Genomic DNA, 21,209 nt, shown 5'->3' on the forward strand with positions numbered 1-21,209 from the left:
AACTGATTGACGCAACCCTGGAGACCATCAACGAAGTGGGGATCAACGACGCTACCATCGCGCAGATTGCGCGGCGCGCGGGAGTCTCAACTGGCATCATCAGCCACTACTTCAAAGACAAAAATGGTCTGCTGGAAGCTACCATGCGCGACGCGGTAGCGGCTAGACTGAAGCCGCTGGCGCAGGCGAGCACCGAGGCCCGACTGTGCGCCATCGTCGAGGGCAACTTCGATGAGAGCTAGGTGCACAAGGCGGCGATGAAGGCGTGGCTCGACTTCTGGTCAAGCAGCATGCATCAGCCCCAGTTCAACTGGCTGGAGCGCGTCAGCAGCTGGCTGACAAGACGCATTCCTGATGACGCATTCCTGGATAAGGAGGAACCATATCCCGATTCGCAGAGCAACACCTCTATTATTGATGGCGCCTATCTCCCGTCAGCCGCAAGTGACACCTTTGAAACCATCAACCCCACCAACGGCGAAGTGCTGGCGCGCGTGCATGAAGCCGGACGCGAAGACGTCGACCGTGCAGCAGCGGCTGCGCGCAAAGGACAGAAAGTCTGGGCGGCGATGACCGCCATGCAACGCTCGCGCATTCTGCGCCGCGCTGTGGATATTCTGCGCGAGCGCAACGACGAACTGGCCGCGCTGGAAACGCTCGACACCGGCAAACCGCTGAGCGAAACCGCCAGCGTAGATATCGTCACCGGCGCGGACGTGCTGGAGTACTACGCCGGACTGATCCCGTCGCTGGAAGGCCAGCAGATCCCGCTGCGCGACACCGCTTTCGTCTATACGCGCCGCGAGCTGCTCGACGTAGTGGCGGGCATCTGGGCATGGAACTACCCCATTCAGATCGCCCTGTGGAAATCGGCGCCGGCGCTGGCGGCGGGCAACGCCATGATCTTCAAGCCGAGCGAAGTCACCCCACTCATCGCCCTGAAGCTGGCGGAGATCTACAGCGAGGCGGGCGTGCCGGACGGCGTGTTCAACGTGCAGCCGGGCCGCGGCGCGGTCACCGGCCAGCTGCTCACCGAGCATCCCGGCATCGATAAAGTCTCTTTCACCGGCGGCGTCGCCAGCGGCAAAAAGGTGATAGCCAACGCGGCCGGTTTCACGCTGAAAAGGGTCACCATGGCGCTGATCGTCTTTGACGACGCCGATCTCGACCTAGCGACGGATATCGCCATGATGGCCAATTTCTACAGCTCCGGTCAGGTCTGCACCAACGGCACGCGCGTGTTCGTGCCGGCGTCGCTGCAGGCGGATTTTGAAGAGAAGATTGCCGCGCGCGTGACGCGCATTCGCGCCGGCGACCTTGAACGGTGCGGCCACCAACTTCGGCCCGTTGGTGAGCTTCGCGCACCGCGATAACGTGATGCGCTATATCGAAAGCGGCATCGTCGAGGGTGCGCGCCTGCTGTGCGGCGGCAAGCGCATGCAGGGCGACGGCTTTGACAACGGCGCCTGGGTGGAGCCGACCGTGTTTACCGACTGCCGCGACGAGATGACCATCGTGCGCGAAGAGATCTTCGGTCTGGTGATGGCAATCCTGAGCTACGAGAGCGAAGAGGAAGTGGTGCGCCGCGCCAACGCCACAGAATATGGGCTGGCAGCAGGTGTAGTGACGCAGGATCTCAACCGCGCGCACCACGTGATTCACCAGATTGAGGCGGGCATCTGCTGGATCAACACCTGGGTCGAATCCGCAGCGGAGATGCCGGTCGGCGGCTACAAGCGCTCCGGCATCGGCCGCGAGAACAGCCTGATGACGCAACTATACCCAGCTGAAGTCAGTGCAGATCGAGCTGGACCGTTTTCAGTCGGTATTTTGATTGTTAAACCAACCTGAGGAGCGACTAATGGAATTTGATCACATCATTATTGGAGCCGGATCCGCAAGAAACGTGTTGGCTACCCGACTGACCGAGTACAGCGACGTCAACGTCTTGCTGCTGGAAGCGGGCGGGCCGGATTACCGGATGGACTTCCACACGCATATGCCTTCGGCGCTGGCCTATCCGCTGCAGGGAAAACGCTACAACTGGGCCTACGAGACCGAGCCTGAGCCGCACATGAGCAACCGCCGCATGGAGTGCGGACGCGTCAAGGGGCTGGGCGGCTCCTCGCCGATTAACGGCATGTGCTACATCCGCGCCAACGCGATGGACCTTGACGGCTGAGCGCAGACGCCGGGCACGGAGAGCTGGAGCTACCTGAACTGTCTGCCCTACTACCGCAAGGCGGAAACGCGCGATATCGGGCCGAACGACTATCACGGCGGAGACGGCCCGGTCAGTGTGACCACGCCGAAGGCGGGCGTGCAGGCGGGCTATCCGCGCACCGAGGATCTGAACGGCTATCAGCAGGAGGGCTTCGGCCCGATAGACCGCACCGTGACGCCGCAGGGGCGCCGCGCGCGGCTATCTGGACCAGGCGAAAAGCCGTCCTAACCTGAAAATTGTCACCCATGCGGTTACCGACCGGATTCTGTTCGACGCCAAGCGCGCCGTGGGCGTGCAGTATCTGCTGGGCGCCATCGCCTCGCCGCAGATTTTGCAGCGCTCCGGCGTCGGCGCGGCCAGCCTGCTGAAGTCGTTCGAGCTACATCATCTGCGGCTCGCGTATCGCGTTACCCCTGGCGCCAGACGGTACGGCGCGAGGTCGGTAAAGGGCTGCTGCCCGGTGATCAGCTGGGCGCAGAGCAGTCCCGCGCCAAGGCCGATGCTAAACCGTGGCCGCTGAAGCCGGAGGCGATAACCAGTCCGGGCAGGCTCGCCATCTCGTCGATCACCGGCACCAAGTCCGGCGTGGTGTCAATCTAGGCGCCGCCGCAGCAGATCACCCGACTCGCCTTCACCAGCCCTCGCACGGCGCAGCGCTGATGCACAAAGGCGCCCAGCTTTTGCGCGCCGACGGCGATAGCGGGCGCGGCCAGCGACGGCTCCACGCGTCCGTCGGTCGGTGACCAGATGCCGCCGACCTAGGCCGCTGCTCCCCCAGCCGCGCCTGCGCCTCGCTGGCAGAGAGCAGATGGCTGACGAAACCGAGCTGCTTCGCCTGTTTGCCCCATTTTCCCCAGCGCGCCACGTCAGCCTCGTTCTGCGTGCCGTAGAGAATGCCGCTGCGGCGAAAGCCGAGATCGAGGCCAATTTCCTCGCTCAATGCCTCCCAGCGCTGCAGGCTGCGCATCGCCAGCGGCAGCTCATAGAGATCGCGATTTTGCTGCCTCACCCAGCCCTAGTTGCGTCCCGACTGCTCGTCGCCGATCGCCCCTTTTTCAAACAGCGCCACGGCGATGCCCTGCTTCGCCAGTTCATAGGTGACGGCGGTGTCGATAGTGCCGCCGCCGATAACGACAACGTCAACCTGGTCGGGAAACGCGGGGCTGTCGGTGACCGCTTTGATAGTGATGCGCATAGTAAAACCTTATAAAAGGGGCGATCAGAGATGCTGTTCAAGCAGAATAGGCATAATCCACACCACTCTGGCGTCGCGTTCCGCGCGTTCCGTATGGTTGAAAATAGTGTGCGGCAGATGGCTTTTGAACTGAAAGCTGTCGCCGGTTGCCAGGCGCGCGCTGTCGCCGTCGATCTCCAGCGTCAGCTCGCCCTCTACCATGATCCCCGCCTTCTTGCCCTGGCCGATCAGTATTTCGTTGGAGCGCACGCCGGGGGGATACGGATGCAGGGCAGAGCGGGCACGGCCCCTCCGGAGAAATACCGTACCTGCGCAGGCAGGAGAACGCGCCCCTTTTGCCGCGCTTCGCTGCGCTGCGGCTTGCCGCTGTGCTTTTTTTGTTTTTCTTCAATTAGTTGTGAGAAACCTAGTCAGGGTTATACTCTGATAACGGTGATTGCTCACCGAAACCAATAATTAACGGCTCTCCTTTCCTTGCGTGCGGGATAACGCACTTATTGCGACCGGGTATTATGACTTCACTTTGCTTTCCGGACACGGAATTCACTACAGCAACGCTGATCATGTTCAGCTCTCGCCATTCTGATTGCCATACCGGGGCGCTCTCGGTCTGCGCGCCAGCATGGGACTTTTCTTTTTTCCTGAATTTATAGGAGGATGTGATTTTGCCTTTTGCTAGCTTCTGGCAGGCGGGGTACGAAGGTGCCGACCATATTAATACGGCAGGCCAGCCGCTGATTATGGATGCCCTGACCGACCATCAACGGCAGTTCCCCAGCGACTACCTGGCGCTGCAGGAGTTTGGCATTCGCACGGTGCGCGAAAGCGTCGGCTGGCGGCAGATGGAGGCGGATCCGGAAGGCACCTTCGCCACGCTGCGCGGAAAAATGGAGGCGGCCCATCAGCTGGGCATTCAGATCAACTGGACCTTCTGCCACTACGGCTGGCCTGAGGATCTCGAGCTGTTTTCCGACGCCTTCATTACGCGCTTTGCCGCCTTTTGCCGCCGCGTCGCCGCCTTCCTCGCCCCCTTGTACAGCCGCGCTCCGGTTTACTCGCCGATGAACGAGATCTCGTTTCTCAGCTGGGGACTCTCTGTCGGGCTGTTTGGCCACCATCGCGACGCCGATCCCGACGCGATCAAGCGTCAACTGGTGCGCGCCACCCTCGCCGGGTGCGACGCCATCTGGATGGCCGATCCGCGTGCGCGCTTTCTTCATTGCGATCCCATCATCCACCTGGTTCCCGATGAAGAGAGCGACGCCAGCCGTCAGCACACCACCAACCTGATCGCCGCGCAGTTTCAGGCCTGGGATATGCTGGTCGGCACGCGCGAGCCCGAACTGGGCGGCGCACCGCGCTATCTCGATATCGTCGGCGCCAACTACTATCACGCCAATCAGTGGGAAGCCAACACCAACCGGCGGCTCGACTGGCACCTGGGCGATGCACGGCGCATGCCGCTGCACAGCATGCTCACCGGACTGGCGCAGCGCTACCGGCGCCCGATTCTGCTGGCGGAAACCAGCCACGTCGGCAGCGGCCGCCCCGCCTGGCTGAGTTATATCACCGCGCAGCTCGCGCAGGCGCAGTTGGACGGCTGCGATATCCAGGGCGTCTGCATTTATCCGATTATCGAAAGTCCTCTCTGGGAAGATCCCAGCTACTGGCCGCGCAGCGGACTCTGGGACGTCGCCCCCGATTTTTCCCGTTTGCTTCACCTGCCCACCGCCGCAGCTTTGCGGCAATCACAACGATCCCTACACCGTTTTCACTCTTTTCTATCACCGGCCAGCGGGCCACAGGAGTCCTGTATGAAACATGCCGTTTTGGTGGTATTCAGCCATCTTCGCTGGGGTTTTGTCTATCAACGTCCACAGCATCTGCTGTCGCGCCTTGCTCAACACTACAGCATTCTGTTTATTGAGGAGCCGGTATACCAGCAAGGCGAGGCGGGATTACGACAGCACTCGCCCGCGCCGAACGTGACCGTGATCGAACCCCATACCGATGTTGACGCCCCTGGCTTTCACGACAGCCAGATCGCAGTGCTGCAACCCCTACTCGCCGACCTGCTGGAGAAAGATGAGCAGCCGCTGGTGTGGTTCTATACGCCAATGGCCCTGCCGCTGCTGACCTGCTTCCAGCCTAGCGCCATTATCTACGACTGCATGGATGAGCTTTCCGCCTTCCAGATGGCGCCGCGTCAGCTGCAGCAGCGCGAATCGGCGCTGCTGAGCCGCGCCGACGTGGTCTTCACCGGCGGCACCAGCCTGTATGAAGCGAAAAAGCATCGCCACCCTAACGTCTTTTGTTTCCCTAGCAGCGTCGACGCCGGCCACTTCGAGCAGGCGCTAGATCGCAGCAACGGGCATCCGCTGCAGGACAACCTACCCAGGCCGCGCCTCGGCTATTACGGCGTGATCGACGAGCGTATGGATGTGGATCTGATCGCGGCGCTGGCCGATACCCACCCGGAATGGCAGATCGTGATGGTGGGACCAGTGGTGAAGATCGACGTCAACAGTCTGCCGCAGCGCAGCAACCTGCACTGGTTAGGCCAGCAGCCCTATGAGGCGCTACCCCATTTCCTTTCCGGTTGGGACGTCTGCCTGGTGCCTTTCGCGCTTAACGCCTCCACTCGCTTTATCAGCCCGACCAAGGTACTGGAGTATATGGCAGCGCAGCTGCCAGTGGTAAGTACCGCCGTGCCTGACGTGGTGCGCCACTTCACCGGCGTGGTCAGTATCGCCGATACCACGCAGGGCTTTGTGCAGGCGTGCGAAGCGGCGCTGGCGATGGACGAGTCACAGCGCCGCGCGCAGGCCGCGCAGATGGCGGAGATCATTGCCGAAACCTCTTGGGACCGCACGGCGGAGCAGATGCAGGCGCAGATCGTGGGACTGCGCGACAGCGTGGTGGTGCCGGTACCTGCGGCCGGCGTGCCGGAGAGCAGTGAGCGCGTGCATGCCGTTTCGCTGCGTCCCGTGGAGTGTTTGATCCTCGGCGCTGGCCCGACCGGGCTGAGCGCCGGTTATCACTATGGCGAAGGCGCGGTGGTGCTGGAGAAAAACAGCACGCCGGGCGGCTGGTGCCGTTCCATCGAAGACAAAGGCTTCACCTTCGACTACGCGGGCCACATCATGTTTTCCAACGATCCCTACGTGTTGCAGCTGTATGACAAACTGCTGGGAGACAATCTGCACTGGCAGACGCGCGAGGCGTGGGTTTACAGCCACAACGTCTTTACCCGCTATCCCTTCCAGTCGGCGCTGCATGGCCTGCCGGCAGAGGTGATCGGCGAGTGCGTGCTGGGCGCTATCGAAGCGCGTTACGGTGTCACGGGTGAGCAGGAGGCGGCGCCACTGAGCGCGGTACGCGACGCGGCAAACACCGACTGCCGCGACTGCTGCGCGGACGGCGTGCTGGGCAGCGAGGCGACAGAACCGGCGGGCGCGGATGATGCGGGTGAGAACTTCGAAAACTTTATTTTCCGCACCTGGGGCCGAGGCATCGCGCGCCACTTCGCCGTGCCCTATAACCGCAAGCTGTGGAAAACGCCGCTTGCCGATATGGAAACCTCCTGGCTCGATGGACGCGTGCCGCTGCCGGATCTGCAACAGATTATCTCCGGCGCGCTGGAGCCGCTGGATAAGCCGGTCGGCCCCAACGCGCGTTTCGGCTATCCGCGACGCGGCGGTTTTCAGGCGCTGATGAATGGCTTTCTGCCGCACCTCACCTGCGCGCTGGAGACCCATTCGGAGATCAGCAAAATCCAGCCGCAGACACGCAGCGTTATCCTCAGGGATGGACGACACTACCACTACGATCAGCTGATCAGCACCCTGCCGCTGCCAGAGCTGGTGCGGCTGATGGGCAACCGCGTACCGGAAGCGGTGCAGAAAGCCGCCTCGATGCTGCGTCATGTCTCGGTACGCTGCGTCAATATCGGCGTCGGCCGCGAAGCGCTGAGCGACAAGCACTGGATCTACTATCCAGGCGATACCCTGTTCCACCGCATTTTTCTGCAGGGCAACGCCAGCCCTGAATGCAACCCGGAAGGCGGCTTCGGCCTGACCTGCGAAATCACCTACTGCGCCGATCAGCCGCTGCCGGTTGAAGGCGACGCGCTGATCCAGCGCTGCATTGACGATTGTATCCGCGTCGGTATTATCCGCGAGGATGATGTCATCTTGACCGCGCATGAGGTGGATATGCCGTACGCCTATGTGGTGTACGATCATCAGCGCAAGGCGAACGTCGAGCTGATTCGCAGCTGGCTGGCGACACAGGGCGTCCATCTTTCCGGACGCTACAGCGAGTGGGAGTACTACAACTCGGATCATGCCTTCTTGGCGGGCAAGCGCGCCGCTGAATCAGTCAAAGCCTTTTTGAACAATCGCAAAACCACGGCGTAAGCCGCCGCTGCGTCCGGTGATGCAGCCGGGCGCTTCTCTCTTTCCTCTTTTCCTGCCGCTCGCTGCATTTTTCCCCACGCCTTACCCTGCGCCGCTTTCCCATCTGGAGCGTCATTGTTTGCAGCCTTCTGACTTGCGCTGCAATTTTCCCTGCTTTGCTGCTGGGCGTGGCTTTTGTCACGGTCCCCCCGCCCCTCACTTCTGGCTTTCTATAATGGGCATTATATAAAAGTACAACGCCGCGCAAACGCGTAAATCGCGACCAGTGGATCGCGAACAAGCGAAACGAAAATGGACCAAGAAGTTATAGCCGGAAAACGTGGGCAAAAAATCGGCAGCGTTACGTGAATTCTGTAACGCTGCGCGGGTGAATTTTACCTTGCAGAATTCGCGTAGCGTCGCCATTTTTTCTTCTAAAAAAAGCGCTGCGGACGGGAAGCAAGCGAGTTCAGCGGGGTTAGCCAGAGCGTGACAGAAAATACTCCGCCGTGAGATTGTGGGGTTGGGAGGCTGTGAAGCAGCGAGGACAGCCGCGATTATCCTGACGCGACGCCTCACGCTTGCCAGCCTCATTCACCCTTTCAGGCCGCAAAGCCAGCAGAGCGCGATCCTTAGGGATCATCCAGTCGGATCTAGCGGCGTCCGACCAGCACTGTCAGTAGCACTGATCGTCGCCTTGGCCGCGAGATACATCGAAAAATCAAGCAGATGAAGTCGCGTATCGTGACACAGCGACAGCAGCAGCGATGACATAAAGGTAATGCCGCACCCCCGCCAGCGCCAGACTTTTTACCGGCGCTAGCGAGCGCGTGTGATACAGGCTAAACACCGAGATCAGGATCATCGGCAGGCTGGCCGACAGCATAAACAGACAGCAGTGAACGCCTTCGCCCAGGCGATCGCCGCCTGCATGCGGCGGTGCGAAGGAGAGGTTGCTCAGATTCAGCACAGCCAGCCCAGCGCCAGTAAAAAAAGGCGTTTCAGCCGCAGCGGCGTCAGGTCGGCGATGCTGGGGGTAAATGCGGCCGCGATGGTGCCGGCGCCCAGCAGGAAAGCGAGAAGCAGCGCCGCCATCGCGGATAGCGCGCCAGGCTGCGTCCAGTCGGTATAGCGACGGTGAAAGGCCCAGCTGCTGAGCGCGCCGCAAGGGCAGCACGGCGGCGATCCAGCCCGCCATGCGCCAGCCGGTGGGCCAGAGGCGTTTGACCGGCCGCGCCGATTCGCTGAGTCGATCGATAAGAGCGTCATAATTTCTCATACTTGCCGCTTCCATTTTACGAAGGTAAAGCACCGTGCGATACAACAGGGACTTCAAGGCGGCGAGAGAGATTGCTCTCCGCCGCCGCCTGCGCCAGGCTCTGCTCGCGCAGGTGAACAAATTCAACGATGTGGCGCTGGCACGCCGTCAGCCTGTCGCCGTCGCTCTCCACCTCTTCCGCTGCGAGCTGCTGCTCCAGCGCCGCCTCATCCTGAACCTCCTGACGGTGACCACGCTGGCGCAGCGCATCAATTGCCCGCGCCGAGGCGATCGCGGCCAGCCAGGGCAGCGATGGACTACGCGGATCGTAGGTATGCCGCACACGATGCACCGCCAGCAGAGTCTCCTGAATCACGTCCTCCATTTTTTGCGCACTAGCGCGCGAATGGCGGGCACCATCGCTTTCAGCAGCTGGTTGTAGGCGTTCTTGTCGCCCGCCTGCGCCCGCGCGTCGGTTTCAGGCATCGTCTGCCTGACAAAGCAGCACTGCGTGATATATCAACATGTCGATCAGGCCTTATGGGGTTTCTTACTGCTGTCGTCGGCCGCCTGCTCCAGTGCGGAAATCACAATGTGCGGCGTCAGCAGCTGCGGCACGATCAGCAACGTGAACAGCGCAGTCGCCAGAGGCAGCACCACGTGATGGCGGCCCGTCATACGGCGCTATTGCGCCAGGCTATAGAGAGCCAGGCAGCGACGGCTCAGCAGCAGGCAGCAGGCGAGGATCGCCGCCAGCGCGGCCGATCCCGCCTGGTGCTCCAGCACCCATATCAGCCACAGCAGACCGCGCCCAGCATCGGGAAGGCCAGCGCATGCTTCAGGGTGACCATCCAGGCACCGGGGGCGGGCAGCACCCGCGCCAGCAGCGGAAAAAAGGCGATCAGCGTAAAGGGCGCGGCGAAACCAAGCGCCAGCGCCGGGAAGATCAGCAGGCTGACGGCGGGCGGCTGCGTCAGCGCATAGCCAACGGCGCTGGCCATAAAGGGGGCGCTGCAGGGCGTGGCGACGACAATCGCCAGTGCGCCGGTCAACGCCGCGCCCGTGATGCAGCCGATCTCGCCCGCGCGCTGCAATGAGAGGCCCACCTCAAACAGGTCGAACAGATTCAGCGCCGAAGCGAGCATCACCAGCGCCAGCAGCGCGATCACCAACGGCGACTGTGGCTGGAATCCCCAGCCCACCGACGTGCCGCCAGCAGCAGCATGGTGACCACCACGCCCGCTAAAAACGCGATCCCTTCGGACCGGGCTTGGGCTGGCCGATCGTGGTGGCGGATCAGACTAAGCGCCTTCAGCGAGATCACCGGAAAGACACAGGGCATCAGATTGAGAATCAGGCCGCCGAGAAAGGCGGCGGCGATAGCGGTCAGCATACTTTTTTCTTAGCTAAGGATCAGGCGGGGTTGGCCTGACGATATTTTTTCACCGCGTCCATGGCCTTCTGGATATGCGCGTCCGGGTTTTTATCGGTGTAGCTCAGCACGATTTTGCCGTCTGGCGCGATAACGTAGGAGGTGCCGTCGGAGAGGGTTTTGCCCTTGTACTCCATGGTGCTCTGGTATTCGGCCGCCACTTTCGCGCCCGGATCGGCGGCGACGGTAAATTTATCGCGGCACTCCAGCTGCGAGAATTTGGCAATCTGATCGGTGTTGCCCGCAGTGACGCCGATGACGGTGGCGCCCTGCTGCTTAAACGCATCCGTCGCTTCGGCAAAGTCGTGCGCTTCCAGCGTACAGCCGGTGCTGAAGGCGGCGGGGGAAAAGTAGAGTACGACCGGCCCTTTCTGCAGTGCCTGCTGCAGGGGAGAAGGTAGTCGACTTGCCGGCCAGCGTGGTCAGAGTCTTTTTCATCGGCATGGTGGTCTTCTCCGTTTGTCATCAGGCCGCATGCCTGATGCATATCTTCTGAGGTTCGTCTGGCCTGTCGCAAAAGTTTCGCCGCATGAGAAAATAGTTTAGCCGATGGCGGCGCGCCGGCTTGTCGCAACGCACACCCAGCCCACGATGGCAGGCAGCAGTGCGCTTACTGCGCGATTCTTGCGCGTTTGCTGCGCATTCCGCCGCCCTGGCGGCCGCTTTTCGCCACATCGGTGAATTTTACGCCCTGCGCTTCATGCTATTTTTTGCGTTAAGCCAATGTGCTGCCTATGGTCGATTACACTTTTTGTTTTGAGGCAGCCATTATAATGAAAACGAGGTATTCATGAGTCAACTCTTTAGCGCAACACACCTTGGCAAGCTGGCACTGGAAAACCGTATCATGATTGCGCCGATGTGTCAGTATTCTGCTGATGAGGGCAAAGCCACCTCCTGGCACCGCATTCATCTGGGGCAGCTGGCGCTTTCCGGCGCAGGATTGTTAATTATCGAGGCGACCGCCGTCGAAGCGATTGGCCCGCATCACCCCAGGAGATCTCGGCCTGTGGAATGATGAAACCGAAGCGGCGCTGCGCAGCGTACTGGAGGATATTCACGTCTGGTCACCGATGCCGCTCGGCATTCAGCTGGGACACGAGGGCCGCAAAGCCTCCTGCGCCGCACCATGGCTGGGAGGCGAGCAGCTGGAACAAGATGCTGGCGGCTGGCAAACCGTTGCCCCTTCCGCCGTGGCGTTCAACGAGGGCGAGCGCCCGCCGGTCGTCCTGAGCCGCGACGATCTGGCACGCATCAAACAGGCGTTTGTCGACAGCGCACGCCGCGCCGAAAAGCTGGGCATTGAGCTGATCGAGCTGCATGCCGCGCACGGCTATCTGCTGCATCAGTTCCTTTCGCCGTTCAGTAACCACCGCGAAGATGAGTATGGTGGCTCGCTGGAGAACCGGATGCGCTTCCCGCTGGAAATTTTCCATGCGGTGCGCGAGGCCGTGAGCGAGAAAATTACGGTTGGCGTGCGTATTTCCGCGACCGACTGGGTTGAGGGCAGCTGGGATAACGCGCAGTCGATCGCAGCAGCTGGAGGCAAGCGGGCTACCACTATATTCACGTTTCCAGCCGTGGCCTTGCGCCTCAGCAGTCAATCACCGTCGGACCGGGCTACCAGCTGCGGTTTGCGCGCGATATTCGCAAGGCCGTCTCGATTCCGGTCATTGCGGTCGGCTTGATCCCCGAACCGAGCACGCCGAAGCGGTGCTGCAGGAAGGCACCGCCGACCTAGTGGCGCTGGCGCGCGCGGTGCTTTACGATCATATCGTCACTATATGGACGGGCCTGGAGCTGGTGGATTCCGTTACGCTGGACTTCCACAAGCAGTATTTCCAGACCATCAGCTGCGGCGCCTTCCTGCTGAAGGATGCGGCGAACTACGAGCTGATGCGTTACCAGGCGGCCTATCTGAACTCCGAGTTCGACGAAGAGGCGGGCGTGCCGAACCTGGTTTCCAAATCGCTGCAGACCATGCGCCGCTTCGACGCGCTGAAGCTGTGGATGGGTCTGGAAGCGCTGGGCCAGAAGCAGTACGCGGCGATCATCGATCACAGCGTGACGCTGGCGCAGCAGGTAGCGAAGTACGTTACCGCGCATCCGCTGCTGGAGCTGGTGATGAAGCCGCAGCTGGCAAGCATGCTGTTCCGCTTCCATCCGGAAACCGGCTGCCGCGATCTGGCGGAAACCACGCTGCTTAACCAGCGCATCGGCGACGCGCCGCTGGAGTCGGGCCGCGCCAACGTCGGCGTGACCTGCCTGAAGTTGACACTGCTCAACCCTACCGTGACGCTGGACGATATCAAAGTCCTGCTGGCGCTGGTGGGCTAATTCCCCGCCGGGAAAGAAAAAAAGCCGATAACCTGAGTTATCGGCTTTTTTGTTGGCGCAAACTACACCTTTTTCTCCGGGAACAGCTCCGGTGCCCACAGGCTGGGATCGACATCCTGGAACTGCGCGCGCACAAAGTGCTCTTTCAGATGATAAGGCACGGTGCAGTCAAAGATGGTTTTGCTGGTGGTGCCCTTGGCCGTCTGGCGCGGATCGTAGAAGGGCTGCTGCGTCGGGTCCAGCACATGACCAGCGACGCCCGGCACGAACAGGGTATCGAGATCGCCGACGTAGCGCGTCTGCATTGCCCAAAGCACATCATCGGTATCGAACAGATCGACATCCTCATCCACCAGAATCACGTTTTTCAGCTCGCGGTAGACCGCCAGCGCGATCAGCGCCGCCTGGCGCGTCATGCCGTCGTCGCCGGCGTTGCGCTTCTGCACCTGCAATACCGCGAGGAATTTGCCGCCGCCCGCGCTGTGGGCATAGACGTTCTTCACCAGCCCCGGTAGCGCGTCTTCACACTCGATATGAATGCTGGCCTCAGTGGGAATGCCCGCTAGGCTGACGTGCTCCTCGCCCGGTCCGACCAGGGTCTGCAGGATCGGTTTTTTCCGCGTGGTGATCGCCTTGACCTTGATCACCGGCAGCGACCGGTTAGCCTCGCCGGTGTAGCCGGGAAACTCCGGCATCGCCTTGCCGGTATGGCTGTTCTGATCCTCCTCGACGCGCACGTTGGGCAGGATCTCCCCTTCGATAACAATCTCGGCGTGGGCGATGGCGCGCTGCCTGACGCTGAGGCACTCCACCAGCTCTACCGGCTGCCCGCGCAGGCCGCCCGCGACGCACAGCTCATTAAAGCCGAACGGCGTGGTCGGCGCCTCGAACTCCGCGCCGATATAGATGGCGGGATCCAGCCCCATATTGATGGAGACGGCCAGCGGCTTGCCGGCGGCCTCCGCTTTTTGCCGGAAGGCGTCAATATGGCGGCCCGGCGCGAAGAAGATAGAGAGCTCGTCTTTGCTCTGCACGCAGAGTCGATGAATGGTCACGTCCACGTTGTCGCGGTCGTCGGGATCGCTGCCGAGCACTAGTCCAAGGCAGAAGTAGGGGCCGGCGTCTTCACTGGTGTTAGTCGGCGCAGGCAGGATTTTGCTCAGATCGAATCCCTCATCCTCGGCGCGGTAGACTACCTCCTGACAGGGCGCCTGCGCCTGGTCCACGATAACCGGCGGCGTGACGTTTTTGCGCGCCTCCGCCATCTGGATCCCCAGCTCGCGCACCGGTGCGCCCAGCAGCGCGCTGACCCGCTCGCGGCTTGCCATCAGCCCCACCAACACGCGCGCGTCCGGGAAGCCTTTGATCTTGTTGAAGGTCATCGCCGGACCGATGCGCGTCGGACGCATTACCGTGCCGCCCGCGCCGACATGGCGATAGACGCCCGCCAGCTCAGCTTTGGGATCGATCTCGCGGTCGGTTTCGATATAGTGGCCCGGTAGGGTTTTCAGCAGCTCAATGGCGGAGCGCAGGTCGTTGATCGGCGGCACATCCCAGCCCTGCGGATGCGAATCGCCCGGTTTAACGACGCGATAGCTATGCGGTTTTTTCTGCGGCATCCTGCTTCTCCTTATTCAGTTTCCATATAAGGTTTTCAGCTGGAACAGCACTTCGCCCCAGTAGGTGTTGCAGAACGGCAGGTGGGCGTCGTCCGACGCCCACTCGCCGTGCGACAGCGCCACCAGCGTGCGGCCATCATCCAGATCGGCGAGGGTAAAGGTCAGGGTTTTGCCTGCCTGACTGTCGGTTTCCAGTAGTGAGGTCTGCACGATGCGCGCGTTGGCCTCCAGCGTTTCGATGCGCCAGCTAAAGTGGGTGTCGCTTTTCGGGCGCAGGGTCAGCACCGCGCCTTCGGCGATCTCTCCTTCGACTTTACCGGCGTGCCAGTCGGCCATCTGGGCGATATCGGTCAGCGCGTCGTACACTGCAGGGCGCGGCGCGGCGATTTTAATAGCGTGGTGAAAAGTGATCATAATTAGCCTCATGCAAGAAGGCCCTTGCGGGCCTGTGTGAATGGAAAGTCGTCATGAGGACAAGTATAGGAAGGTTCTGAACGCCGACCGCTGCGCTTGCGCAGGCAATTGTTACAAAGTGCGGAAATGTCTCTAAATGATCATTTCGCCGCTTTGCCCGGCGCGGCTGCGCACCTTCATCAGGGTCAGCGCCAGCCCCAGCATCGCCATCGCCTGAAAGCCGAACAGGCGGAAGAGCCAGAGACCGGCGATGCCGCCGCCGAGAAAGGAGAAGATGGTGGTCAGATGGGTTTTCAGCTGCTTTTTCTGGCCGTGAACGTTTTTCGAGGGATCACGGCACAGCAGCGCGCTCAGCACCGAGGCGAGGGAGATGCCGGCGTCGGAGAGCTGCGTCGAGGTAGAGTTATGCACCCCCATAAGAAAGCCGAGCAGCACTAGCACTTCGCGGTTGTTGCCGGCAGAGTAGAAAAAGATTTCTAACAGTGACAGGAAGAACAGCGCTACCCCCTCCGCCGCTAGCACCATGCAGAAGATAGTGCACAGGCCGTTTTTCATCCCGGAAATCACCGCCAGGCGCGCAGTGACCGCACCCGCCACAAAGGCCAGCAGCAAACCGCCGAGAAAGGTCAGGTCGCGCAGGTCGCTGTTGCTGACTTCGCTCGACAGCTGCAAAGTGTTGCCCGACATATGCGACGGGAAGAATCCGAACGCCCCCAGCGCCATAGCATTCAGCAGCCCGGCCGCCGTTGCCAGCCAGACGTCAAGATAACGGTCTTCGGTATGGGATCGCTCTCGCTTCATTTTGATTAACATGCATGCCTCAGCTATTAGTAGCACCAGTGATAAGCGTAGGGAGGAATCGCTGTGCTGTCCGCGCCGTTAACTAAAAGGAGTTAATAAAAATGTTAATTAAGTTAAAAAATTCCTAGCTAACACAGGAAATGTAAAGCGACGTTCGCTGTCAATCAGTGTCGGGCGCAATTTCGCGCCAGCCGTCAGCAGGCTGGCGCGCGGCTCAGCGCCGCGCTCTGACCACCTGATAGCTGCGGGTAAAATACTCAACCGGCGCGCTCCAGACGTGGACCAGTCGGGTGAAGGGAAAAACGAGGAAAATTGTCATGCCGAGGATCAGATGCACGCGGTAGATCCACTCTACCCCGTCCAGCCACGCCGAGGCGCTGCCCTGGAAGGTAACGATCGCCTGCGCCCATGGCGATTTTCTGCTTGGTGGCGATGGCGAGGAACGGCTCATACATCCAGTACGGCGTCAGCAGACCGAACAGGTGGCCGAAGAAGATGCCGATAATGCCGATGTGAAACACGTTCGAGACGAAGCGCATGCCCTTTTTATCCGTCATCTGGCTGGAGGCAGCGCGCCAAGTGTACTGACCGTAGTCGTAGCGCAGCCAGCTTCCCACCAAGAAGACCGTGCCGCACAAGGTAGGGATAGATATCTAAAGAACAACACGTTCAGGTAGTGTATCAGGCTGTTCCTCTAGCGGAGATCAAGGTATTGTGGCACGGGCGCCGCTGATGGTTCTGCGCCGTGCTGTCGCAGGCGTTGTCGTCGATAAACTTCACCTGCTCCTCTTCCCACACCGCGTCCATCGCGGCCGGGGTATCGTCGCGCGCCTCGGCGGTGACCTGCGCCGCCACGCTTTCGCTACTGAGCGGGCTTTCCGCCACGCTGAGCAGCGCATCGAGCAGCATGCTGACGTCGCTGTCGCGCTCCTTCAGGCGGCCGCCGAGCAGCGCCAGAATCGGCGCGATATCGCGCAGGCCCTGCCGCGCCTCGTCGGCGGGCTGCAGGCTGAGGTACTCCACACAGGTAAAGCGGCAAATAGTCCGGCAGTTCGCGACAGTTCAGCTCCAGGCCGGCGCGTTCGTACTGCGCCAGCAGATCGACCATCGCCTGGGCGCGATCGCGCGACTCGGCGTGCACGTGCTCGAACAGCGCGCACCACTCCGCCTGTATATCGAGCGGCGGCGAAGCGAAGTAATGCTCGATAAAGGGCAGCAGCGCAGGATGCTGCTCCGTAATCAGCGCGCGTAGCTCCGCCTGATGCTGCCACAGCGCCTCGTCGGGGTACTCCAGCAGCAGTCCTGCGACTTTTATCAGCTTCATTATTCGCCTCCCGCTTTGTCGCCGATGTTGATGGCATCGATGCAGTGACTGTTGAACAGGTTGAATTTGGTGTCGCTACCGTTGCAGCCGTCGCCGAAGGTGAAGCCTCAGCCGTTGTGCTCCGGGAAGACTTCGCCCGCCATTTCGCGGTGGCTGGTGGGAATAACGAAGCGGTCTTCGTAGTTGGCGATCGCCAGATAGCGGTACATATCCTCAACCTGCGCCTCGCTTAGCCCCACCTCGTCGATGATGCGCGTATCGGTCACGCCCTCGACGCTCTGGGCGCGTTTAAGTGGCGTATCGCCATCATGCGCTTCAGCGCGCGCAGCACAGGCCCTGTGTCGCCGGCGCTCAGCAGGTTGGCGAGATAATGCACCGGGATGCGCAGGCTTTCGACGTCCGGCAGCACGCTGGTCTGCGTTACCAGCCCGCCCGCATCGGCCACCGACTGAATCGGCGACAAAGGCGGCACATACCACACAATCGGCAACGTGCGGTATTCCGGGTGCAGCGGCAGCGCCAGCTTCCACACCGGCGACACCTGCGCCGCGTCGATGACGTTTTGCGGAATGCCCTGCTTCAGCGCCTCCTCAATCACCTGCGGATCGTGGGGATCGAGGAAGACGTCGCACTGGCGCGCATAGAGGTCGGTTTCCTGTTCGGTGCTGGTCGCCTCGGCGATCTTATCGTCGTAGTAGAGCAGCACTCCGAGTTAGCGGATGCGGCCAACGCAGGTTTCCGTGCAGACGTCGGCATGCCCGACTCGATGCGCGGATAGCAGAAGATGCACTTCTCCGACTTGCCGCTTTTCCAGTTGAAATAGATTTTCTTATAGGGGCAGCCGCTGATGCAGGGGCGCCAGCCGAGGCATTTGTCCTAATCGGATCAGCACAATGCCATCCTCTTCGCGCTTGTAGATGACGCCGCTGGGACAGGTCGCCGCACAGCTCGGACTAAGGCAGTGTTCGCACAGGCGCGGCAGATACATCATGAAGGTGTTTTCAAACTGGCCGTAATCTCCTTCTGCATTGCCTCGAAGTTTTATCCTGCGAGCGCTTGCTGAACTCCCCGCCGAGGATCTCTTCCCCATTGGGGTCGCCGTTGACTTTGTCCATGCACTGGCCGCTGATCAGCGGGCGCGGGCGCGCCGTTGGCTGATGTTTGCCCGCCTTCGCGGTGTGCAGATGCTGATAGTTGTAGGTGAACGGCTCGTAGTAGTCGTCGATGCCCGGCACCACCGGGTTGGCGAAGATCTTCATCATCACCGACGAGCGGCTGCCGAGGCGCGGCACCAGCCACCCTTTGATGTTGCGGATCCAGCCGCCGCGCCACTTCTGCTGGTTTTCCCAGTCGTGGGGATAGCTGACGCTCGGCTTGGTCTCCACGTTTTTGAACCAAGCGTACTCCATCCCCTCGCGGCTGGTCCAGACGTTTTCACAGGTGACGGAACAGGTGTGACAGCCGATGCACTTGTCCAGATTCAATACTATGTCGACCTGAGAGTGGATTTTCATTGTTTCTCCTCCTTGTACACCCTGCTCGCGGCCTTCGTCGTCCAGCCAGTCCACGCAGTTCATTTTACGTACCATAATGAATTTCATCGCGGTTGGAACCCACGGTGCCGTACTAGTTAAAGCCGTACGCCAGCTGCGCATAGCCGCCAATCATATGGGTCGGTTTCGGGCAGACGCACGTCGCCGAGTTGTGGATGCCGCCGCGCTGGCCGGTGATCTCCGAGCCGGGAATGTTCATCAGACGCTCCTGCGCGTGGTACATCATGGTCATGCCCGCCGGCACGCGCTGGCTTACCACCGTGCGCGCCGTTGGCGTTGAACGCCTCGATCTAGTTCTAGTAGTTGAGGCGGCGCAGCAGGTCGACCTCTTTATCAGTATTCCAGCTGATGCCTTTGACGCCGTTGTCCAGCGTCTCCAGCCGCGGACCAACCTAAGTAAAGCGTTCGATAATTGCGCTGCACGCTGACGATCTGTGGCGCGGTTTGGGTAGGGATCAGATCGCATTCCTCTTTTTTTCCAGTCGCGCACGTCGCCCGCCGCCAGTTCGTCCGGCGAGTCGTGCTGCAGGGGTTGCAACACCACATCGGTCTCCTAGCCGAGGTGGCCGACGTAGAGTTCGGAGAAGGTCTTGACGATGCCTTTGTAGATCTCCCAGTCGCTTTTCGACTCGCACGCGGGATCAACCGCCGCCGACAGCGGATGAATAAACTGATGCATATCCGAGGTATTCATATCGTCTTTTTCATACAAGGTGGCGGTCGGCAGCACGATGTTGGAGAAGAGGCAGGTGCTGGACATACGAAAATCGAGCGTTACCAGCAGATCGAGCTTGCCCTCCAGCGCCTCGCCGCGCCATACCAGCTCTTCCGGGCGGTCAGCCTCCGCGCTCAGCGGTTCGCCCTGAATGCCGCTTTCGGTGCAGAGCAGATTCGAGCGCCAGATAAACATGTTGCGCGGGTGGTTGCTGCCGCTGTCGGGATCCTCGCACGTCATGCGCAGCCGGCCCGACCTCAGCTCCTCAACGGTTCACGCCCGCTCTGACTGGCCGGCGCGCTTCGCCTCTTCAGCGATACCCAGCGGGTTGATGCCTAGCTGCGGCGATGAGGGCAGCCAGCCCATGCGCTCGGCGCGCACGTTGAAGTCGATCAGCTTGCCGCTGTAGCGGCTGGCGTAGGCGAGCGGCGACAGCAGTTCGCTGAACTGCAGCTTCTCGTAGCGCCACTGGCTGGCGTGGTTATATTATAGAAGAACGAGGTGCTGTTTATCTGGCGCGGTGGCCGGTTCCAGTCGAGGGCGAACGCCAGCGGCGTCCAGCCGGTTTGCGGCCGTAGCTTCTCCTGACCGACGTAGTGCGCCCAGCCGCCGCCGGTCTGACCGACGCAGTCGCAGAACACCAGCATATTGATCAGGCCACGGTAGTTCATGTCCATGTGATACCAGTGGTTCATCCCCGCGCCGACGATGATCATCGCGCGACCGTGGGTTTTGTGCGCCGTCTCGCCGAACTCGCGCGCGATTTTTTCAATCTGGCTGCGCGGCACGCCGCAAATCTGTTCCGCCCAGGCGGGGGAATAGGTGCGCACGTCGCCGTAAGTCGCGCGCACAGTTGGCGTCGTCAAGACCGCGATCGAGGCCGTAATGGTCCAGCGTCAGGTCGTAGACCGTGGCGACCGGCAGCGTGAGGGTTTTTACCGGCACCTTGTGCAGCAGCACCGCCTCCTGCTCTACGTGGCGGAAGTGGGGGTGCTCAACGCCACCAAAGTAGGGAAAGGCGACGTCGGCTACCGCGTCATAGGCCTCCAGCAGCGAGAGCTGCAGCTGTGTCGGCGCGCCCGCCTAGCTCAGCGCCACGGTTTTCCACTGTGGGGTGTTCTCCTCGCCCCGGCTGCCGTCGAGATCCGCCGCGCGCAGCTGGCGTCCCGGCATGAAGCTGCCATCCTCGCGCGGCTCCAGCAGCACCAGCATCGGCATATCGGTGTAGTGGAGCGCGTAGTTGAGGAAGTAGTCGCTGTGATTTTTCAAGTGGAACTCATTGAGGATGACGTGGCCCATCGCCAGCGCGCTGTCGGTGCCCTGCTTCGGCGCCAGCTACTGGTTGCTCAGCTTGGCGACCTCAGAGTGGTTCGGCGTGATGGCGACGGTTTTGGTGCCTTTGTTGCGCACCTCGGTAAAGAAGTGGGCGTCGGGGGTGTGCGTCTGCGGCACGTTGGAACCCCAGGCGATGGGGTAGCTGGCGTTGTACCAGTCGGCGGACTCCGGCACGTCGGTCTGCTCGCCCCAGGTCATTGGCGACGCGGGTGGTAGATCGCAGTACCAGTCGTAAAAGCTCAGGCAGGTGCCGCCGATCAGCGACAGATAGCGCGTGCCCGCCGCATAGGAGACCATCGACATGGTGGGAATCGGCGAAAAGCCGGCGATGCGATCGGGACCGTAGTGCTTGATGGTCCAGATATTGGCGGCGGCGATAAGCGGATTCAGCTCCTGCCAGCTGGCGCGCACGAAGCCGCTGCGGCCGCGCTGCGACTTGTAGAGTCGTGCTCTTTTCGCTGTCGGTGACAATAGGGGGGTGTATTGTGCACATTTCCCCGAAAAGTGCCATCTGACGCCTAAAAACTCATAAATTGTCGGACAACATAAAACACCTCGCCTGAGCTGTCTATTAAATCGTTTTTTTGTCATAATGGACACGACGT

Annotated in this window: 7 protein-coding genes and 13 pseudogenes; 6 read left to right on the forward strand and 14 right to left on the reverse strand. The window is 61.1% G+C overall.

Annotated features, from left to right (window positions below):
• Positions 1 to 2 precede the first annotated feature (2 nt).
• The 3 pseudogenes from betI to EIO60_RS01755 form a co-directional block, all read left to right on the forward strand.
• Positions 3 to 348, forward strand: a pseudogene (gene betI / locus EIO60_RS01745) (transcriptional regulator BetI); the annotation flags it as partial.
• A gap of 34 nt (positions 349 to 382) precedes the next feature.
• Positions 383 to 1,834 (forward strand): annotated as a pseudogene (gene betB, locus EIO60_RS01750) (betaine-aldehyde dehydrogenase).
• Positions 1,835 to 1,861: 27 nt separating this feature from the next.
• Positions 1,862 to 2,606, forward strand: a pseudogene (locus tag EIO60_RS01755) (GMC family oxidoreductase N-terminal domain-containing protein); the annotation flags it as partial.
• Positions 2,607 to 2,820: 214 nt separating this feature from the next.
• Here EIO60_RS01755 and EIO60_RS01760 read toward each other — a convergent pair.
• Positions 2,821 to 3,419 (reverse strand): annotated as a pseudogene (locus tag EIO60_RS01760) (NAD(P)/FAD-dependent oxidoreductase).
• A 24-nt stretch (positions 3,420 to 3,443) separates the two neighbouring features.
• A complete protein-coding gene (locus tag EIO60_RS01765; protein WP_258575753.1) occupies positions 3,444 to 3,668 on the reverse strand; it encodes a cupin domain-containing protein in 225 nt (74 codons plus the stop codon).
• 413 nt (positions 3,669 to 4,081) lie between these two features.
• Here EIO60_RS01765 and EIO60_RS01770 point away from each other — a divergent pair, with 413 nt between their 5' ends.
• Positions 4,082 to 7,837, forward strand: a complete 3,756-nt coding sequence (locus tag EIO60_RS01770) for an NAD(P)-binding protein (RefSeq protein ID WP_258575757.1) — start codon at positions 4,082 to 4,084, stop codon at positions 7,835 to 7,837.
• A 700-nt stretch (positions 7,838 to 8,537) separates the two neighbouring features.
• Here EIO60_RS01770 and EIO60_RS16415 read toward each other — a convergent pair.
• The 5 genes and pseudogenes from EIO60_RS16415 to EIO60_RS01790 all read right to left on the reverse strand — a co-directional run bounded on the left by EIO60_RS16415 (position 8,538) and on the right by EIO60_RS01790 (position 10,950).
• The gene (locus EIO60_RS16415; protein ID WP_374058098.1) at positions 8,538 to 8,786 is read right to left on the reverse strand and encodes a hypothetical protein; all 249 of its coding nucleotides are present in this window, start codon (positions 8,784 to 8,786) and stop codon (positions 8,538 to 8,540) included.
• Positions 8,780 to 9,085, reverse strand: coding sequence for a hypothetical protein (locus EIO60_RS16420; RefSeq protein ID WP_374058099.1), 306 nt, complete (start codon positions 9,083 to 9,085; stop codon positions 8,780 to 8,782). Before EIO60_RS16420 ends, EIO60_RS16415 begins: the two co-directional genes overlap by 7 nt.
• A pseudogene (locus EIO60_RS01780) lies at positions 9,082 to 9,560 on the reverse strand (sigma factor). Before EIO60_RS01780 ends, EIO60_RS16420 begins: the two are co-directional and overlap by 4 nt.
• A 117-nt stretch (positions 9,561 to 9,677) precedes the next feature.
• A pseudogene (locus EIO60_RS01785) lies at positions 9,678 to 10,467 on the reverse strand (protein-disulfide reductase DsbD family protein); the annotation flags it as partial.
• A 20-nt stretch (positions 10,468 to 10,487) separates the two neighbouring features.
• Positions 10,488 to 10,950: pseudogene (locus tag EIO60_RS01790) on the reverse strand (peroxiredoxin).
• 346 nt (positions 10,951 to 11,296) lie between these two features.
• On the opposite strand from EIO60_RS01790, the pseudogene EIO60_RS01795 reads away from it, so the two are divergent.
• Positions 11,297 to 12,276: pseudogene (locus EIO60_RS01795) on the forward strand (NADH:flavin oxidoreductase/NADH oxidase); the annotation flags it as partial.
• Between the two features lie 2 nt (positions 12,277 to 12,278).
• Positions 12,279 to 12,843, forward strand: a pseudogene (locus EIO60_RS01800) (pyridoxal phosphate-dependent decarboxylase family protein); the annotation flags it as partial.
• Positions 12,844 to 12,905: 62 nt separating this feature from the next.
• Here EIO60_RS01800 and EIO60_RS01805 read toward each other — a convergent pair.
• From EIO60_RS01805 to EIO60_RS01835, 7 genes and pseudogenes are all read right to left on the reverse strand, one after another.
• Positions 12,906 to 14,462, reverse strand: a complete 1,557-nt coding sequence (locus tag EIO60_RS01805; RefSeq protein ID WP_258575754.1) for a UbiD family decarboxylase — start codon at positions 14,460 to 14,462, stop codon at positions 12,906 to 12,908.
• 15 nt (positions 14,463 to 14,477) lie between these two features.
• Positions 14,478 to 14,876 (reverse strand): SRPBCC family protein, encoded by a 399-nt coding sequence (locus tag EIO60_RS01810; RefSeq protein WP_258575755.1) that lies wholly within the window; start codon positions 14,874 to 14,876, stop codon positions 14,478 to 14,480.
• 132 nt (positions 14,877 to 15,008) lie between these two features.
• A complete protein-coding gene (locus EIO60_RS01815) occupies positions 15,009 to 15,689 on the reverse strand; it encodes a YoaK family protein (RefSeq protein WP_258575756.1) in 681 nt (226 codons plus the stop codon).
• A 202-nt stretch (positions 15,690 to 15,891) separates the two neighbouring features.
• Positions 15,892 to 16,362: pseudogene (gene narI / locus EIO60_RS01820) on the reverse strand (respiratory nitrate reductase subunit gamma).
• Positions 16,359 to 17,001, reverse strand: a pseudogene (gene narJ / locus EIO60_RS01825) (nitrate reductase molybdenum cofactor assembly chaperone). Before narJ ends, narI begins: the two co-directional pseudogenes overlap by 4 nt.
• A pseudogene (gene narH / locus EIO60_RS01830) lies at positions 17,001 to 18,515 on the reverse strand (nitrate reductase subunit beta). Before narH ends, narJ begins: the two co-directional pseudogenes overlap by 1 nt.
• Before the next feature lie 3 nt (positions 18,516 to 18,518).
• A pseudogene (locus EIO60_RS01835) lies at positions 18,519 to 21,060 on the reverse strand (molybdopterin-dependent oxidoreductase); the annotation flags it as partial.
• Positions 21,061 to 21,209 lie beyond the last annotated feature (149 nt).

This window comes from Candidatus Pantoea persica (assembly GCF_013753875.1).
In the GTDB taxonomy this organism is placed as follows: Bacteria; Pseudomonadota; Gammaproteobacteria; order Enterobacterales; family Enterobacteriaceae; genus Pantoea; species Pantoea persica.

Bases quoted from the DNA above. Each gene is read 5' to 3' on its own strand.
- EIO60_RS16420 (WP_374058099.1), bottom strand. From the start codon at position 9,085: ATGACGCTCTTATCGATCGACTCAGCGAATCGGCGCGGCCGGTCAAAC.
- EIO60_RS01805 (WP_258575754.1), bottom strand. From the start codon at position 14,462: ATGCCGCAGAAAAAACCGCATAGCTATCGCGTCGTTAAACCGGGCGAT.
- EIO60_RS01810 (WP_258575755.1), bottom strand. From the start codon at position 14,876: ATGATCACTTTTCACCACGCTATTAAAATCGCCGCGCCGCGCCCTGCA.
- EIO60_RS01815 (WP_258575756.1), bottom strand. From the start codon at position 15,689: ATGTTAATCAAAATGAAGCGAGAGCGATCCCATACCGAAGACCGTTAT.